Origin of the sequence: Zobellella endophytica (genome assembly GCF_003012775.1) — a bacterium.
In the GTDB taxonomy this organism is placed as follows: domain Bacteria; phylum Pseudomonadota; class Gammaproteobacteria; order Enterobacterales; family Aeromonadaceae; genus Oceanimonas; species Oceanimonas endophytica.
This window is the reverse complement of sequence record NZ_PXYG01000006.1, coordinates 79,713-96,462: the sequence shown is the minus strand read 5'-3', so window position 1 is coordinate 96,462 and position 16,750 is coordinate 79,713. Positions and strand designations below refer to the sequence as shown.

19 protein-coding genes are annotated in these 16,750 nt (G+C 64.1%); 11 read left to right on the top strand and 8 right to left on the bottom strand.

All coding sequences use genetic code 11. The features are described from left to right. Positions 1–18: 18 nt before the first annotated feature. On the bottom strand, positions 19–900 hold the full coding sequence (locus C7H85_RS13845) for a LysR substrate-binding domain-containing protein (protein WP_106730286.1): 882 nt from the start codon (positions 898–900) through the stop codon (positions 19–21). 171 nt (positions 901–1,071) lie between these two features. Here C7H85_RS13845 and C7H85_RS13840 point away from each other — a divergent pair, with 171 nt between their 5' ends. Continuing rightward, positions 1,072–1,923: a bifunctional allantoicase/(S)-ureidoglycine aminohydrolase gene (locus C7H85_RS13840; RefSeq protein WP_106730285.1), complete on the top strand. Its 852-nt coding sequence runs from the start codon at positions 1,072–1,074 to the stop codon at positions 1,921–1,923. Positions 1,924–1,980: 57 nt separating this feature from the next. Here the strand turns inward: C7H85_RS13840 and C7H85_RS13835 are convergent, their stop codons facing one another. Beyond that, positions 1,981–2,817, bottom strand: coding sequence for a helix-turn-helix transcriptional regulator (locus C7H85_RS13835; RefSeq protein ID WP_210433657.1), 837 nt, complete (start codon positions 2,815–2,817; stop codon positions 1,981–1,983). Positions 2,818–2,901: 84 nt separating this feature from the next. Between C7H85_RS13835 and C7H85_RS13830 the strand changes: the two genes are divergently transcribed. Beyond that, positions 2,902–3,717 carry a carbon-nitrogen hydrolase family protein gene (locus C7H85_RS13830; protein WP_106730284.1) on the top strand — a complete coding sequence of 272 codons (816 nt, stop codon included), beginning with the start codon at positions 2,902–2,904 and terminating at the stop codon, positions 3,715–3,717. A gap of 49 nt (positions 3,718–3,766) precedes the next feature. Next, positions 3,767–5,092, top strand: a complete 1,326-nt coding sequence (locus C7H85_RS13825) for an APC family permease (RefSeq protein WP_106730283.1) — start codon at positions 3,767–3,769, stop codon at positions 5,090–5,092. A gap of 124 nt (positions 5,093–5,216) precedes the next feature. Here the strand turns inward: C7H85_RS13825 and yjjG are convergent, their stop codons facing one another. Continuing rightward, positions 5,217–5,891 (bottom strand): pyrimidine 5'-nucleotidase, encoded by a 675-nt coding sequence (yjjG, locus tag C7H85_RS13820; protein WP_106730282.1) that lies wholly within the window; start codon positions 5,889–5,891, stop codon positions 5,217–5,219. A 174-nt stretch (positions 5,892–6,065) separates the two neighbouring features. On the opposite strand from yjjG, the gene C7H85_RS13815 reads away from it, so the two are divergent. The 3 genes from C7H85_RS13815 to C7H85_RS13805 all read left to right on the top strand — a co-directional run bounded on the left by C7H85_RS13815 (position 6,066) and on the right by C7H85_RS13805 (position 8,323). Further along, on the top strand, positions 6,066–6,995 hold the full coding sequence (locus tag C7H85_RS13815) for a LysR family transcriptional regulator (protein WP_106730281.1): 930 nt from the start codon (positions 6,066–6,068) through the stop codon (positions 6,993–6,995). A gap of 96 nt (positions 6,996–7,091) precedes the next feature. Then, positions 7,092–7,700, top strand: coding sequence for a LysE family translocator (locus C7H85_RS13810; RefSeq protein ID WP_106730280.1), 609 nt, complete (start codon positions 7,092–7,094; stop codon positions 7,698–7,700). After that, a complete protein-coding gene (locus C7H85_RS13805) occupies positions 7,700–8,323 on the top strand; it encodes a LysE family translocator (protein ID WP_106730279.1) in 624 nt (207 codons plus the stop codon). Before C7H85_RS13810 ends, C7H85_RS13805 begins: the two co-directional genes overlap by 1 nt. On the opposite strand, the gene C7H85_RS13800 is transcribed toward C7H85_RS13805, so the two are convergent. The 5 genes from C7H85_RS13800 to C7H85_RS13780 all read right to left on the bottom strand — a co-directional run bounded on the left by C7H85_RS13800 (position 8,324) and on the right by C7H85_RS13780 (position 11,881). Continuing rightward, positions 8,324–9,385 carry an META domain-containing protein gene (locus C7H85_RS13800; protein ID WP_106730278.1) on the bottom strand — a complete coding sequence of 354 codons (1,062 nt, stop codon included), beginning with the start codon at positions 9,383–9,385 and terminating at the stop codon, positions 8,324–8,326. 108 nt (positions 9,386–9,493) lie between these two features. After that, a complete protein-coding gene (locus C7H85_RS13795) occupies positions 9,494–9,883 on the bottom strand; it encodes a VOC family protein (RefSeq protein ID WP_106730277.1) in 390 nt (129 codons plus the stop codon). 67 nt (positions 9,884–9,950) lie between these two features. Then, positions 9,951–10,544, bottom strand: a complete 594-nt coding sequence (locus tag C7H85_RS13790; protein ID WP_106730276.1) for an NADPH-dependent FMN reductase — start codon at positions 10,542–10,544, stop codon at positions 9,951–9,953. Positions 10,545–10,655: 111 nt separating this feature from the next. After that, the gene (locus tag C7H85_RS13785) at positions 10,656–11,447 is read right to left on the bottom strand and encodes a universal stress protein (protein ID WP_106730275.1); all 792 of its coding nucleotides are present in this window, start codon (positions 11,445–11,447) and stop codon (positions 10,656–10,658) included. A gap of 95 nt (positions 11,448–11,542) precedes the next feature. Continuing rightward, entirely contained in the window at positions 11,543–11,881 is a 339-nt protein-coding gene (locus C7H85_RS13780) for a hypothetical protein (protein WP_106730274.1), read from the bottom strand. Between the two features lie 342 nt (positions 11,882–12,223). Between C7H85_RS13780 and C7H85_RS13775 the strand changes: the two genes are divergently transcribed. From C7H85_RS13775 to cyoD, 5 genes are all read left to right on the top strand, one after another. Next, entirely contained in the window at positions 12,224–12,637 is a 414-nt protein-coding gene (locus C7H85_RS13775) for a hypothetical protein (RefSeq protein ID WP_146140464.1), read from the top strand. 171 nt (positions 12,638–12,808) lie between these two features. Next, positions 12,809–13,711: a ubiquinol oxidase subunit II gene (gene cyoA / locus C7H85_RS13770; RefSeq protein WP_106730272.1), complete on the top strand. Its 903-nt coding sequence runs from the start codon at positions 12,809–12,811 to the stop codon at positions 13,709–13,711. Positions 13,712–13,713: 2 nt separating this feature from the next. Then, a complete protein-coding gene (gene cyoB / locus C7H85_RS13765) occupies positions 13,714–15,699 on the top strand; it encodes a cytochrome o ubiquinol oxidase subunit I (protein WP_106730271.1) in 1,986 nt (661 codons plus the stop codon). Then, positions 15,696–16,316 carry a cytochrome o ubiquinol oxidase subunit III gene (gene cyoC, locus C7H85_RS13760; RefSeq protein WP_210433655.1) on the top strand — a complete coding sequence of 207 codons (621 nt, stop codon included), beginning with the start codon at positions 15,696–15,698 and terminating at the stop codon, positions 16,314–16,316. Before cyoB ends, cyoC begins: the two co-directional genes overlap by 4 nt. Further along, the gene (gene cyoD / locus C7H85_RS13755; protein ID WP_106730269.1) at positions 16,316–16,642 is read left to right on the top strand and encodes a cytochrome o ubiquinol oxidase subunit IV; all 327 of its coding nucleotides are present in this window, start codon (positions 16,316–16,318) and stop codon (positions 16,640–16,642) included. Before cyoC ends, cyoD begins: the two co-directional genes overlap by 1 nt. Positions 16,643–16,750 lie beyond the last annotated feature (108 nt).

Genomic DNA, 16,750 nt, shown 5'->3' with positions numbered 1-16,750 from the left:
TGTTTGCGCCTGCGCGCATCAGGCGGGGAGGCGGTTATCGCAGGTCTGGTTGCAGGCGCTGATCAGCCTTTCCGCCAGTATCCGGCTGTGGGCAGAAAGCTGGTCCTGGGCGTGCAGGGTCAGCTCCAGATCCGGTACCGGCGGCAGGCCGTCGCGCTGGTTCAGGATGCGGTGGCGTTCGGTGACCAGCCGGCGGGGCAACAGCGAGATGCCCAGCCCGGCCTCCACCGCGCAGCATACCCCGGACAGGCTGGTGCTCACATAGGCCAGCCGCCAGCTGCGGCCCAGGCTGTCGAAGGTGTGGGCCATCTCGCTGCGGTAGAGGCCGCCGATGGGAAAGGTGACCAGGGGGATGGGGTGGTTGTTCAGGTTGTTGCCGTGCAGGCTGTCGATCCAGCACAGCGGCTCGGGCCAGCTGGCCAGGCCGGGGGCGCTGCCCTGGCGCTGCTTGACCAGGGCCAGGTCCAGCTCGTTGCGCTGGAATTCGCGCCAGATGTCGCTGCACAGGCCGCTCTTCACTTCCAGGCGGATGCCCGGGTATTCGCTGGCGAAGGCCGACAGGGTGGGCATGATGGCGTGGGTGGCGAAGTCTTCCGGCACCCCCAGGCGGATCTTCTGCTGCTCGGCGCTCAGGCTGGTCTGGGCCACCGCCTCGTTCATCAGCTGCAGGATGCGGCGGGCGTAACTCAACACCCGCTCCCCCTCGAGGGTGGCGGTGACGTAGCGGCCCTTGCGGTGCAGCAGCTCGCAGCCGAGCAGAGACTCCAGCTTGCGCACCTGCTGGCTGACGGTGGACTGGGTGAGGTGGGTGCTGTCGGCGGCGCGGGTGAAGCTGCCGGTGTCGACCACGGCCACAAAGCTGCGCAGCAAAACGGGATCCAGGGTGGTGTTCAGGTTCATGCCTTCCATCCAGTGGCAAAGCCACTAGTTGCCATTCAGTTATTTAATTTATAAATCAAATGGCCATGCTCTACAATCAACGATATTCAGCATCTAAACAGCAGCCTCGTCAGGACCACTGCTGATCCGTTGGCGCAGACCAACCACTTTGCATGAAAAAGGACAGATGTAATGGCCCGTAACACTTATTATGCCCCCACCGGCGGTCTGCCGCCCCAGACGCAACTGATCAACGACCGTGCGGTCTTTACCGAAGCCTATGCCATCATCCCCAAGGGCGTGATGAGCGATATCGTGACCAGTTTCCTGCCGTTCTGGGATAACACCCGGCTGTGGGTCATCGCCCGCCCGATGAGCGGTTTTTCCGAAACCTTCTCCCATTACATCATGGAAGTCTCCCCCCAGGGCGGCAGCGACCGGCCCGAGCTGGACAGCGGCGCTCAAGGCGTGCTGTTCGTGGTGGAAGGGGAAATGACCCTGACTCTGGAAGGGAAAGAGTACCAGATGGAAACCGGTGGCTACGCCTACCTGCCGCCGTCTGCCAACTGGACCCTGAAGAACAACGGCGACGCGCCGGTGCGCTTCCACTGGATCCGCAAGGCCTACGAGCATGTGGACGGTATCGAGGTACCGGAAGCCTTCGTCACCAACGAAAACGACATTGAGCCGACGCCGATGCCGGACACCAACGACGCCTGGGCCACCACCCGCTTCGTGGACTCCGCCGACATGCGTCACGACATGCAGGTCAATATCGTGACCTTCCAGCCCGGCGGCGTGATCCCGTTCGACGAAACCCACGTCATGGAACACGGCCTCTACGTGCTGGAAGGCAAGGCGGTGTACCACCTGAACCAGAACTGGGTGGAAGTGGAAGCTGGCGACTACATGTGGCTGCGCGCCTTCTGCCCGCAGGCCTGCTACGCCAGCGGCCCGACCCGCTTCCGCTACCTGCTGTACAAGGACATCAACCGCCACATGGTGCTGAATGCCTCGCCCGCCTACCGCGGCAACCGGCGCTAAGCCAGCATCACCAGCACAAGGGCGGCCTTCGGGCCGCCCTTGTTGTTTTCCGTGCCATTATTCCCTGGCGCCTGCACTTTCTTTCCGCGCCTGCCAGAACAGGGCAAACAGCTCCGACTGCGAATTGATGTTCAACTTGGCATAAAGGTGTTTCTTGTGCGCCCTGACCGTTTCGACCGAAATCCCCAGGCGCCGGGCAATCTCTTTGGTGCTGCAACCGCCGAGCATCAGTTGGCTGACCTCTCGCTCCCTGTCGGTCAGGGCCGTGATGGCCGGCGGTGCCGGCAACTCCGATTGTGGATGCCAAGGGTGAGGTCCGGGTAGCGCCGTCTCCCTGGCCTTTTCAAAATGCATGCGCTGACGCATCAGCGGCAATAGCCAGGGCTGGATCATGGTGAGGACACCGATGGCCGGTCGCCGGAAACGGTGCGAGGAACCGAGTGAAAGGCACAGGGTGCGTTCGTTATCCAGGACGACATTGAACTGTATTTCATCGGCCACGATGTTGCGGTGAAAATAACGCTGGTAGTACTCAGTGTGTACGAACTGTTCCGGCGCCACGTCATCGAGCCGGAACAAGCCGCTGCGAGCCTGGGAGCAGGCATCGATATAGAAGGGATCCAACAGGTAAAGCCCCTGCTGGTAATCGCGGAACAACTGCTCGTCACTGCCATCGTCCGTGTCGCTTTCGGCCAGGATCTCCGGTGGCCGGACGGGTGAGAAGATCAGCGCCACCCAGCTTTCGAAGCTGACGTCGTCACGCAACAGACGTGCCACGCCGAGCCAGAAATCAGGCGCATCCAGCTTATCGACCAGTCGCCCAAATGAACGGTGCCAGTACAGGCTGTCCAATCCGGTTGGTGTGATATCCCCCAATTGCGTTACCCCTCCCATGGAATAGGCAAAGTCCTGCCAGCTGTCATACTGGTGCCGTAACGGAAACTGCGGCCTTCAACATAACATAACAGGAGACGGGACATGCAGATTGAACTCGCCCAGCTGGCCAGCCGTGAAGGGGATGTCGAACACAACCTGGCCCAGGCCCTGACATGGATAGACAGCCGTGATCCGGCTACCCGGCTGGTGATCTTTCCCGAAACCCACCTCACCGGTTTTGCCGAACCTGGTCATGTTGAAGACCGGGCGCTGGCGATCGCTGGCCCAGAACTGACCACCCTGATCGATGTCAGCCGCCGCAAGGATATGGCCATCGCCATCGGCTTACTGGAACGTGATCGCGACCGGGTGTTTAACACCACCGTCTTGATCACGCCGGAAGAAGGGGTGGCACTACGCTACAGAAAAACCCACCTGTGGCCCGATGAGCGCGACTTGGTCTGTCCCGGAGACCGGCTGGTCAGTGGGGTGTGGCGCGGCCGCCGGATTGGTTTGCTGATTTGCTACGACATTGAATTCCCCGAAACGGCCCGAGCTCTGGCCGCCATGGGCACCGACCTGATCCTGGTGACCAACGGCAACATGGATCCCTATGGCCGGGTACACCGTCAGGCTGCCCTGGCCAGAGCGCAGGATAATCAAGTGTTTATTGCCATGACTAACCGGGCGGGCAGTGGCGCCGGACTTACCTTTGCGGGAGAGAGCGCAGTGATGGATCCCCATGGCGAGCTAGTGGCCGAGCTGGGGCGGGATCAGGGTTCCGCCCCTGTCTGGCTGGATTTCACCCGGCTGGACCGGGCTCGCCGGGATTACCACTACCTGGCGGATCGCCGCCTGCAGCTGGCCGGCCGGGCGGAAGATGCCCCCGATGGCCGGCGTTACTGGTTCTTCGATTAACCCTCAGCCCCATCTTTATTATCAGGACTACGACGACAAGGAGTCGATGATGCTCAAATTACAGAAAACCCTGACATTACCGCAGCTGGTGCTGTTTGGTCTGGCCTATATGACACCTATTATCGTGCTGGGCACGTTTGGCATACTGGCCATCATTACCGAGGGCAGCGTACCGGGCGCCTACCTGATTGCGCTGGTGGCCATGCTGTTTACCGCACACAGTTACGGCCGCATGGCGGCCGCCTGTCCGACGGCGGGCTCCGCCTATGGTTATGTTCGTCATGCCATCAATGACAAGCTGGGTTTTTTTGCCGGCTGGGCGATACTGCTCGACTATCTTTTCCTGCCCATGGTGATCTGGCTGATCGGGGCCGCTTATCTGGCGTCGGCGTTTCCCGCCATCCCCCAGGCGGTATGGCTGCTCGCCTTTATCGGGGTGACCACGGTAATTAATATTATCGGCCTCAAAATGGCGAGCGCCATCAATGCGTTGCTGATGGTGGCACAGTTCCTGGTGTTGGTCGCCTTCGTGGGCCTGACCCTGCATTATATCGGCTCCGATGGGTCCAGGCCGTTCTGGAGCCTGGCCCCTTTCCTGGGGGAGCAGGGGGCGACCATGAGTACGCTGATGGCGGGCGCCGCCGTGGCCTGTTATTCCTTTCTCGGCTTTGACGCCGTAACCACCCTGACGGAAGAAACCCGGGACGCCAGGCGTACCGTGCCCAAGGCAATCCTGCTCATTACCCTGATTGGCGGGCTGATCTTTGTCGCCGTGTCCTACTTCGTGCAGCTGGCTCATCCCGGTGCCCGGTTTGACAATACCGATGCCGCGGCCATTGAAATCGCCCGTAATATCGGCGGGGATATCTTTGTTTCCCTCTTTATGATCGGTCTGGTCGTGGGGCAGTTTGCCTCGGGTATTGCCGCCCAGGCCAGTGGCGGACGGCTGATTTACGCCATGGGGCGTGACGATGTCTTGCCCAGACAGCTGCTGGGTCAGCTCGGTCGCTTCAACACACCCGTGGCGGCGTTGTGTTTCAGTGCACTGGTGGCCTTGTTGGCCCTGGGTCTGGATGTTACCACCTCGACCTCTTTTATTAACTTCGGTGCATTTCTGGCTTTTTCCCTGGTGAATGCGGCGGTGGTGTTCCATTACTTTATTCGGGAACGGCGGCGAGACGGCCATGGCGTGCTGTTTTATCTGATTTTCCCCCTGCTGGGCATGATGGCGACCTTGTGGCTGCTGAGCAGCCTGGACAAGACGGCCGTCCTGTTGGGGAGCACCTGGCTATTGGCCGGCATGTTGTGGTTGGTATGGCTGACCAAGGGATTCCGGCAACCGACCCCGGCCATGCGGTTTAATACCGAGGAATGAATAAAGGGCGGCCTCCGGGCCGCCCTTGTTGCGTGTAGCTGTGAGGGGAAAGTGTTGGTATTCTCCTGCAACGCCTCACGCCTCACGCCTCACGCCTCACGCCTCACGCCTCACGCCTCACGCTCTAACACAGCAGCAGTTTGTGCAATTCGTGCAGCGAACTCACCTGGTAGTGGGGGCTGATGCCCTCGGGTGCGGGCTTGCCGGCGGTGTTCAGCCAGCAGGTGTGGATGCCGGCGTTGAGGCCGCCGAGGATGTCGGAATGGGGATTGTCGCCCACCATCAGCACCTGCTCCCGGGGTGGCCGGCCCATCAGTGCCAGGGCGTGTTCGAAGATGCCCGGATCCGGCTTGGCCAGGCCCACCTGCTCGGAGATCACCAGGGTGGAGAAGGCGTCCCTGAAGCCGGTGCGCTCCAGCCGTACCTGCTGCAATTCGGTAAAGCCGTTGGTGATGATGCCGAGTCGGGCCCTGCCGGACAGGGCGTCGATCAGTTCCCGGGCGCCGGGCAGGGGGGCGCAGATGTCCGCCATGGCGTGGAGGAAGGCGCTGTTCAGCTCGCGGGTTGTCACCGCCAGGCGTTCCGCCCAGCCGGCGAAGCGTTGATGCTGCAACTGCTCGGCGGTGATGTGGCCGTTCTGGTAGTCCACCCACAGCGGCTGGTTGAGGGTCTGGTAGTGGTGAAAGTCCTGCTCACCGAAGTCCACCCCGAAGCCGGCGAACATACGCCTGAGTCCCGCGAAGGCATCGAAGTGAAAAAGGGTGTCGTCGGCGTCGAACAGTATCCATTTATATTGCATTTATTATGTTCTCCAGCGTCTTTCGCGCTTTGGGTCGGGGCTTTTGGCAAGAAGAAGGGATTGTATGGTTTTTGTCCATGACAAGACAATAGGGTGTCGGATGGCCATCGCCCCTTCAGTGCCGGCACCGGCTGGCCTAAGATAGGCCTCCGGCCGACGGAAGGATAACTCAAGGTGCACAAAGCCAACCTCAACCTGCTGCCCACCCTCAAGGTGCTGCTCGACACCCGCAACCTCAGCCGGGCGGCGGAGCTGCTGCACCTGAGCCAGCCGTCCATCAGCAAGCAGCTGGCCCAGTTGCGCAGCGAGTTCAACGACGAACTGCTGGTGCGCGAGGGCCAGCGCTGGCTGCTCACGCCCAGGGCCGAGTTGCTGGCGCGGGAGCTGGCCGACTCGCTCGGGGCGCTGGAGCGGCTCTACGCGGCGCCCGGCTTCGATCCGGCCCGTTGCGAGCGGGGGTTCCAGCTGGCTTCATCCGACTACGTGGCCCAGTACATACTGCCGGACATCTGCGCCGAACTGGCCCGCCAGGCGCCGGGGGCGGCACTGGAGTATGTGTTGTGGGACAAACGCCAGTTGCCGCAGCTGTGGCAGTCGCCGCTCGATCTGGTGTCCACCATCACCGACCAGGTGCCGGAGCAGATCCGCGGCCTGTGCCAGGGGGAAGATGGCCTGGTGGTGCTGATGGGCCGGCACCATCCGCTGGCGGGCCGCTCGCCCGGCCTGGACGACTACCTGGCCTGGCCCCATCTGCAGGTGAGCGGCGGCGGCGACAAGGACAGCCCGGTGGAGCGGGTGCTGGCGCCCCTGGGGCTGGCCCGGCGCTGGTTCGCCCGGGTGCCTTTCTTCCAGGCGGCGGTGGAGGTGCTGTGCCGCACCGACTGCCTGCTGACCACCCCGGCCCATATTGCCTGGCAGCTGTCCCGGGCGCATCCGCTATGTTATACGGCGCTGCCGTTCGCCACCCAGGCCCAGCAGTATCACCTGATGTGGCACCAGCGCCACCACCAGGATCCGGCCCACCGCTGGTTCCGGGAGCTGTGCTTCCCCTTTCTGCGGGATCACCTGCAGCGCACGGTGCGGGAGAGTCGCACCAAACTATAGCTTTTGGTTATGAAATCTATTCCTAACTTTCACTATGGGCATGATGAGGGCGGTATTAAGCTGAACTCAGAACCCCGGTGACAAGAGAGGAAGAACATGGAACTGACCAGTTGGCTGGCCTTGGCGGCGATCTGTATGATGGGGGCGGTCAGCCCCGGGCCCAGCCTGGCGCTGGTGATCCGCAACACGGTGCGGGGCGGCCAGGGACACGGCGTGGCCACCGCCCTGGGCCACGGCCTGGGGGTGGGGCTCTACGCCCTGATCACCGCCCTGGGGCTGGCGCTGCTGATCACCAAAACTCCGCTGCTGTTCGACATCATCCGCTACGGCGGCGCCGCCTTCCTGGCCTGGCTGGGGATCAGGGCGCTGCTGGCGAAGCCCGGCGGCGGCGAAGGGAGTCAGGGCACCCATAATGTGCGCGGTCGCCGGGGGGCCTTCGAGGGCTTTATGGTCGCCTTCCTCAATCCCCAGCTGGCCATCTTCTTCCTGGCCCTGTTCAGCCAGTTCGTGCGCGCCGACACCGGCTGGCAGCAGGGCGGCATTATGATGCTCACCGCCGGCGGCATCGACGCCCTCTGGTATGTGCTGGTGGCGCTGGCGCTGTCGCGCGGACCGGTGCTGGTGTGGCTCAAGGCCAAGTCGGGCATGATCGACAAACTCAGCGGCCTGGTGCTGCTGGGGCTGGCGCTGAAGGTGGTGATCTGATGGAAGCCCATACCCTGCTGATGTTCGTGATCGCCACCCTGTCGCTCAACCTGATCCCGGGGCCGGACGTCGTCTATGTGGTGTCCAGCACCATGCGCGGCCGGCTGCGTACCGGGCTCAAGGCCGCCCTGGGGCTGGGCCTGGGCTACCTGGTGCATACCGCCGCCGCCGTGCTGGGGCTGTCGGCGCTGATCCTGAGCTCCGCCTTCCTGTTCGGCCTGGTGAAGTACCTGGGCGCCTGTTACCTGCTCTACCTGGGCGTGATGGCGCTGCGCAACAGCTGGCGCGGCACCTCGCCGCTGCGGCCGCAGGCTGGCGCTGCGCCGGCGCGGGGGGTGTTCCGCCAGGGGGTGGTGGTGAGCGTGCTCAATCCCAAGGTGGCCATCTTCTTCCTGTCCTTCCTGCCTCAGTTCGTTAGTGCGAACTCGGCTAATCCCGCCGCCGAACTGGTGCTGCTCGGCCTGCTGTTCAGCCTGCTGGCCACCCTGAGCAACAGCTTCTATGCCTGCCTGGGCGGCCTGGTGTTCGGCAACCCGGCCGGCGCCCGTTACACCCGTGCGCTGGAGGGCGGCTCCGGCCTGCTGCTGCTGGGCCTGGGTGCGCGTATCGCCCTGAGTCGATAATCACTGGCTGGTCGCGCTATGAATACCGCCGTCAGGCTCCAGCTCGAAAAAGGCGCCATCCCAGGGCAGCAGCAGCCGGTTGTCTCCGACCAGCAGCTCGAGCCAGGGCCGTTCGGCGCAGAACACCTCCAGCCGTTGCGGCCGTGCCGCCGTTTCCAGCGGCGGCAGGCTGCCCGGGGCCAGCCGGTAGTCGGCCAGCAGGGCGTCCGGTTCGAGGGAACTTAGCCGGTAACGGGGCCGTTCGCAACGCTCGCCCTCCCACTCCGCCCAGGGAAAGCGCAGTTGCAGCCGCCGGCCGTGCCAGGCGGCGGCCTCCGCTTCGCTCATGGCGCCGATGCCGGGCAGGTGATGGGCGGTGATGGTCCAGTCGCCCATCAACCGCTCTTCTTCCTCGATGCGGATAAACTTCAGCGGCTGGGTATGGTTCGGGCCGTAGAGGTAGAGAAAGGGCCCCTGGGTGATGAAGCGGGTGGCACTTGCCAGCGCTGCCAGGTACCGCCGTTCCTGATGCTCCACCGCCTCGGTGCAGCCCTTTTGCGTGGCTTTGAGGCCGTTTATCCGGATCTGCTCGCCGTCGATATCGGCGCTGCCGCCAAATTGGTTGCAGGAGGCGAAGCCGGCGACCCGGCCCGGCTCGGGGAAGGCCAGGGTGACCGGCACCCGATCCAGCACGCCCCGGCCGCCCAGGTCTTCCAGCCGCCAGCGGCTGCCCGGCAGGGCAACGGCGGGCTCGGGCTCGGCCTCGCGGATGCGAGTCAGCTCTATCATGGGGCCGACCATGCCGATGGACAGCAGGTCGTCCCGCCGACGGGCCTCCACCGCCACCGCCAGGCCGTCCCGGCGGAAGGCGGCGGGCAGGTTGACCGGGTGGTAGTTGGTGCCGCCGGCGTCGCGGACAAGATAGAGGCCACCTTCCAGCTCCAGATGGTGCACCATGCCGGTGAACCTCAAATCGGGCCCGCCCGGGGCCAGCACCTGCCAGTCGCCCGGCTTGGGGTTGGCGCAGGCCGACAGCAGCAACACCAGGGGCAGCAGCAGAACGGAATACAGCGAGGACTGCATAAAGGACTCCGATGGAACAGGTGATGCTCAAGCTTAGCGGAATAACGGCGGGGAGGGGAGCCTGATAAGGCCGGCCGTGACCATGGCGTCGCGGCCGGCAAATGGCGGTCACTGCATGGAGTGCAGGCCGATCATATTGCCCTCGGTGTCTTCCACCAGGGCGATAAAGCCATGGGGGCCGATGGCGAATTTGTCGCGCACCAGGCGTCCGCCGCTGGCTGTCGCCCGGGCGGCCTCCTGAGCGCAGTCGTCGCAGCCGAAATACACCAGGGTGCCGTTGCCCCCGGGGGCGCAGCCCTCCATCCGCGCCAGGGTGCCGCAGGCGCCGGCCCCTTCGGGCTGGCCCGGAAAGGCCCACATCTCCAGATTGGTGCCGTCGTCGACGGTGGGATCGGCCAGCGGCTCCAGCCGCACCGCCAGCATGGCTTCGTAAAAGGCCCTGGCCCGGGGCATCTCCGCCACGTAAATCTCGAACCAGACTACCGGATTCATGTTCATCGCCCTGCTCCTTGTTATGGTCAAGAGTTATGGTCAAGCCATTAACTATAGCCGGATTTGGCCGGGCTCAGCTTTCGTCCTCCCGACCGCGCAGTATGGCCTCGAGGCTGACTTTGGGGCAGACCGCGTCGTTGATGTAGTCGATCAGGTTGCGCGCCGCCCGGCGGATGAATTTTTCCGTGCCGGCATCGAGGCAGTGGCCCTCGGCGTCGAACACCTGCTGCACATTGGCCACCGACACCGCCAGCGGCAGCGGTACCGCCCCGATATGGGCGCAGATGGCGCGCAGCTGCTCGGTGGATTTGATGGCGCCGATGCTACCCGCCGCCACCCCCAACAGGGAGACCGGCTTGCCGGCCAGCTTGCTGGGAAAGCCCAGGTTGTCGATGGCCAGCTTCATCGGGCTGCTGACGCCGCCGTGGTATTCCGGCGAGGCCAGCAGCACGCCGGTGGCCGCCGCGACCGTGTCCTGAAAGCGGGCGATGGCGTCCGGCTTGTTCGCCGGCAGTCCCGGCAGGGGCAGCGCCAGCTCGTCCAGCCGGAGGGGGGTCAGCTCCACCCCGGGCATCTTCCTGAATTCGTCATGGACCAGTTCCAGGGCCATGGCGGTGTAGTTGCCGGGGCGAACGCTGCCGCAGAGGGTCACTATCTTGATGGACATGGGGTTTCTCCTGTGGATGCCGCGCCGGCGGGCCGGACAGGCCTGCCGGCCGAGGATCCGAGTATAGAAAGGAGCGGACCATCCTGCCCGTTCGGTATGTGCCGCGCGGCTTCAGGAAGGCAGCAGCAGCAGCGGGTTGACCGCCTGTCGGCAGATCCCCTCCAGGGTGGCGCCGAGCGATTGTTCGCCGCCGGACGGGATGCGGTGCTTGCCAAGCACGATCAGCGGTGTTTTCAGCTCGCTGGCGGCCTCGCAGATCTCATCCACCGGATCGCCGATGACCACGCCGACGTCCAGTTGGGCATTGTCCTCCGCCCATCCCTCTTCGGCCTTCAGTTCCTCGAAGGTCACCTGATGATCCGGGTTGCGGACTATCATCACCCGGCCGCGGCGCCCGGCGCCCAGCAAGCCGGCGAAACAGCCACGCGCGCTGGCGGAGGCCGGTGAATGATCCGTGACCAGCAGCAGGGGGGCTTCGTCATCGACGGGGCCGAGATCGAGCGGGATGATCAGCAGCGGCAGCCGGCTCTGGCGGGCCAGGCTGAGCGCCACGTTGCCCATCAGGAATTCCTGCCCGCGGGAATGGCTGCCGTTGGCCACCAGCAGCAGGTCGGCCTCGCGCCGGGTGGCCACCTCCTGCAGGGCGGCGGCGGCAAAGCCCGACACGAAGACGGAATCGGCCGGTATCGCCAGGGCCTGCACCATGTCGCCTGCCAGCTGTTCCAGGTGAATACGGCGATTGGCACAGCCGTTGGCGTCCTTGTGGCTGCGGTGATGGGGCTCGTCCGCGTAAACCAGGGTCAGTCGTTCTATTCCCAGCAGGGGGATCATCCGTGCCAGCTGAGACTGTACCTGGTCCCAGCCGGCGGAAAAATCGGTACCCGCGACGCAATGCCTGAACATGACAACACCTCTCAGCGTCGATTTACACTGTCACCCAGGGTGACCCTCTCCCCCAAGAATAGTTCAGGGCCCCGCTTTCCTCCGCTGCCCGGCGGCTATTCGAGGCGGCTGGCCCGGCGGATGCGCAGCAGCTCGACCCTGAGGCCGAACTGGCTGTCATTCCGCAGCCTGGCCAGGGCCTCGATCGGCAGCCCGTCCTGCTGGAAGGCGGTCGGCAGGTTGATGGGATGGTAGTGGGTGCCACGGGCGTCGCGGATGATATAGATCCCGCCTTCGAGGTTCAGGTAGCGCACCGTGCCGCTGATATGGATCCCGGGTGCGCCGGGAGTGACCTCGAACCAGCGGGGGCTGTTGGACTGGGCGGCGGCGTCGGCCAGCACCAGGGTCAGGCACAGCAACCTGGTGTGCCGGCGGAGGCGAGAAAAGCATGTCATACAAGACTCCTGTCGGATGCCCCGCCAATACGGGGGATCCCATCCTGCGGCTGGCATGCCGGTGGTTTCCCTGGTATCGGCATGCCGGCCCGGCGCCGGTGCGCCTTATCGGTATCAAGCCCGCCTACAAGGTGATGATCGGCTCCCGCGCCCCTTGTTATGGCTCAGGTTAACTATAGACCCGCGGCAGGGCGGGCACCGGCGATAACTCTTCGTCGCCGGCACCCGGGCCCGGCGGTTGTGCGGTTGTATACTTTTTGATACTCTCCGGGGCCTTGGTGATTGAGAACAGTTGTGTTTCCTCTTTCACCGGCACTCTAAGCCCCGGCCGGACCATACCCATTGAACCAGAGCTGCAACACCACCCTTGCTGAAACATGGCGCTTGCCCGCGCCCTTGTCCCGCGCCGGCATGGCGGGCGTCGGTGGTGTCTGTCTGTTCGCCCTGCTGGGGACGATCGCCGAATGGCTGTTTTCCTGGTTCGGCCTCTTCGGCCAGGCGGCGGAATACCTGCTGGTGCTCGGCGACAGCCTGTCGCTGCTGTCGCTGGCTGAGCTGGGGGCCGCAGGGCTGCTGCTGCTGGCGCCACTGCTGTTGCAGCAATGCCTGCTGATCCTCAACCTGCTCACCGATCCCCTTTCCGGGATCGCCGTTGAACCCCCGCCACCGGCGCTGCCTGCCCCCGCCCTGGGTGGCATGGCGCAGCGGGCCCACGGCTGCCGCGCCCCTCCTGTCCTGTCCGTCATGATCCGGTAACGCCCGGTGGATTGCACCCGGTGCGCCGCGGCCTTGTCCGCCGGCGAACGGGCGCCCCTGCGCCGGTGTCTGCCCGGATCATGTTCATAAGTTCCTGCTGACAAAGCAGTTGTCTCGTTGCCGCTCGAACGGGCGGCACCCTTATGACTTACGGATAGGGGGAGGTCCCTTTTGTTAATTCGCAGCCTTTTTAACGCGGCGTTGTCGCTCGCGGCCGTCGCCATGCTGGCCGGCTGCCGGGGTGGCGTGCTCGATCCCAAAGGACAGGTTGGCATCGACGAGAAATACCTGATTATCGTCTCGACCATACTGATGCTGCTGGTGGTGGTGCCGGTGATCGGCATGACGCTGTATTTCGCCTGGAAATACCGCGATGGCCGCGACCACGAGCGCTACACGCCCAAGTGGTCGCATTCCCGGAAGATAGAAACCGTGGTCTGGGTGGTGCCCATCCTGATCATCCTGGTGCTGGGCACCATCACCTGGCGCTCGACCCATGCGCTCGACCCGTACCAGCCGCTGGACGGCGACCGGCCGCACCTGACGGTGGAGGTGGTGTCGCTCAACTGGAAGTGGCTGTTCATCTACCCGGAGCAGGGCATCGCCTCGGTCAACGAGCTGGTGTTCCCCGCCGATGTGCCGGTGGAATTCAAGATCACCTCGGACACCACCATGAACTCCTTCTTCATTCCCCAATTGGGCAGCCAGATCTACTCGATGGCGGGCATGGAGACCAAGTTGCACCTGATTGCCAACGAAGCCGGCACTTTCGACGGTATTTCCGCCAATTACAGCGGAGAAGGCTTCAGCGGCATGCAGTTCAAGGCCATCGCCACCCCGGACCGGGCCGGCTTCGACGACTGGGTCGCCGGGATGAAAGGCGAGCCACGGGCGCTCACCCCCGCCAGCTACCGGCAGTTGGCCAAACCCAGCGAGCATCACCCGGTGGAGCACTACGGCACGGTCAGCCCCGGCCTGTTCCACCATATCGTGATGCAGTACATGCAGGATCACCAGAGCGCGGCCGACGACCACCAGCATGCCGCCCATATGCCGATGGCGGCGGAGGAGTAATTATGTCATTTCTCGGAAAGTTAACACTGGATGCGATCCCCTACCACGAGCCCATCATCATGGTGACGCTGGCGGTGGTCGGGGTGGCGGGTCTGGTCATCGCGGCCCTGCTCACCCGTTACCGCAAGTGGGGTGTGCTCTGGCACGACTGGCTGACCTCGGTCGACCACAAGCGGCTGGGCATCATGTACATCATCCTGGCGCTGGTGATGCTGATCCGGGGCTTCTCGGACGCCATCATGATGCGCGCCCAACTGGCCCTGGCCACCAACGGCGCCGAAGGCTACCTGCCGCCGGAGCACTATGATCAGATCTTCACCGCCCACGGTGTCATCATGATCATCTTCATGGCCATGCCCTTCATGATCGGCCTGATGAACATAGTGCTGCCGCTGCAGATCGGCGCGCGGGACGTGGCCTTTCCCTTCCTCAACAACCTGAGCTTCTGGCTGGCGGCCTCCGGCGCCGTGCTGATCAACATTTCCCTGGGCTTGGGCGAGTTTGCCAGGACCGGCTGGGTGGCCTATCCGCCGCTGTCGGAGCTGTCGTTCAGCCCGGGCGTGGGGGTGGACTACTACATCTGGGCCCTGCAGATCTCCGGCATCGGCACCCTGCTCACCGGGGTCAACTTCCTGGTCACCGTGTTCCGCATGCGGGCCCCGGGCATGAAGCTGATGCAGATGCCGATCTTCACCTGGACCTGCACCTGGGCCAACATCCTGATCGTCGCCTCCTTCCCCATCCTCACCGCGGTGCTGGGCCTGCTGACCCTGGATCGCTACCTGGACTTCCACTTCTTCACCAACGACGGCGGCGGCAACGCCATGATGTACATCAACCTGTTCTGGGCCTGGGGCCATCCCGAGGTGTACATCCTGATCCTGCCCGCCTTCGGCATCTTCTCCGAGGTGATCTCCACCTTCACCGCCAAGCGGCTGTTCGGCTACAGCTCCATGGTGTGGGCCAGCGGCGCCATCTCGGTGCTGGGTTTTATCGTCTGGTTGCACCACTTCTTCACCATGGGCTCCAGCGCCAGCGTCAACGCCTTCTTCGGGGTGATGACCATGATCATCGCGGTGCCCACCGGGGTGAAGCTGTTCAACTGGCTGTTCACCATGTACCGGGGCCGGCTGCGGCTGACGGTGCCGGTGCTGTGGACCCTGGGCTTTATGGTGACCTTCACCATCGGCGGCATGACCGGGGTGCTGCTGGCGGTGCCGGGCGCCGACTACGTGCTGCACAACAGCCTGTTCCTGATCGCCCACTTCCACAACACCATCATCGGCGGCGCCGTGTTCGGCTACCTGGCCGGCTTCGCCTTCTGGTTCCCCAAGGCGACCGGCTTCCACCTCGACGAGCGGCTGGGCAAGGCGTCGTTCTGGTGCTGGCAGGTAGGGTTTTACCTGGCCTTTATGCCGCTGTACGTGCTCGGCTTCCTCGGCATGACCCGGCGGCTCAACCACAGCGACAACCCCGACTGGAACCTCTGGCTCTACCTGGCCGCCGCCGGCGCCCTGGTGATACTGGCGGGCATCCTGCTGCAGTTCGTGCAGCTGTACGTGAGCATCCGCGACCGCGCGCAGCACCCGGATCGCACCGGCGACCCCTGGAACGGCCACACCCTGGAGTGGTCCACCGCCTCGCCGCCCCAGTTCTACAACTTCGCGGTGCTGCCCCGGGTGCGGGACATCGACGCCTTCACCGACATGAAGGAGCGGGGTGAGGCCTATTCCCGCCCGCGCCGCTACGCCCCGGTGCACATGCCGAAGAACACCGCGGCCGGCGTGCTGATGGCGGCGGCGGTCACGGCAGCGGGCTTCGGCGCCATCTGGCATATCTGGTGGCTGGTGCTCGCCGCCCTGGCGGGAACCTTTGCCGTCTTCCTGTGCCGCGCCTACGACAATGACACCGACTATTACGTGCAGCCCGAGGAGGTCGCGCGTATCGAACAGGCCCATCTGACCAACTTGGCGAAGGAGGCATCATGACCGCAGTACCCCTAGATCTCAGCGTCGCCCACGAGGCCGAGTCCCACGAGGAACACCACGACAGCGGCGGCAACACTATTTTCGGCTTCTGGCTGTACCTGATGACCGACTGCATCCTGTTTGCCTCGGTGTTCGCCACCTATGCGGTGCTCTACATGAACACCGCCGGCGGGGTGTCGGGCAGGGACATCTTCGAGCTCGACTTCGTGCTGGTGGAAACCGCGGCCCTGCTGGTGAGCAGCATCACCTACGGCTTCGCCATGCTGTGCGCCCATCGCCGGCGGCGCGGCGGCACCCTGCTGTGGCTGGCCGTCACCTTCGCCCTCGGCGCCGTCTTTATCGGCATGGAGCTCTACGAGTTCCAGCACCTGATCGCCCACGGCAACGGCCCCCAGCGCAGCGCCTTCCTCAGCGCCTTCTTCACCCTGGTGGGACTGCACGGCCTGCACGTCACCGCCGGCCTGATCTGGATGCTGATCATGATGGTCGAGGTGGTCCGGCGCGGCCTGGGCGGCCGGACGGTCACCCGGCTGAACTGCCTCAGCCTGTTCTGGCACTTCCTCGACGTGGTGTGGATTTGCGTATTCACCGTGGTTTACCTGATGGGGGCAATGTGATGAGTCATGAACATTCGGCCGGCGCCCAGGCGCACGGCAGCGTGAAGTCCTACCTGACCGGTTTTGTGTGGTCGGTGATCCTGACCGCCATTCCGTTCTGGGCGGTGATGGCGGGGCAGCTGAGCAAGCCGGCCACCCTGGCGGTGGTGGTGGGGCTGGCCATGGTGCAGTTGGTGGTGCACCTCAAGTATTTCCTGCACCTGGATTTTTCCCGGGCGGGACGGGACAGCAGCTTCGCCTTCCTGTTCACCGCCCTGATCATCGTGATGGTGGTGGGATTGTCCGTGTGGATCATCTACAGCGCCAACGCCATGATGATGTATTGATCATGAAAGAAAGTCATGAGGGGCCCTGAGCCAGCCCCTCATGGCTGAAAGCATCGCCTGCCAACGCGAATGAAGTCAGCCAAAGGGCCAACTCCGCCGACACGCCGT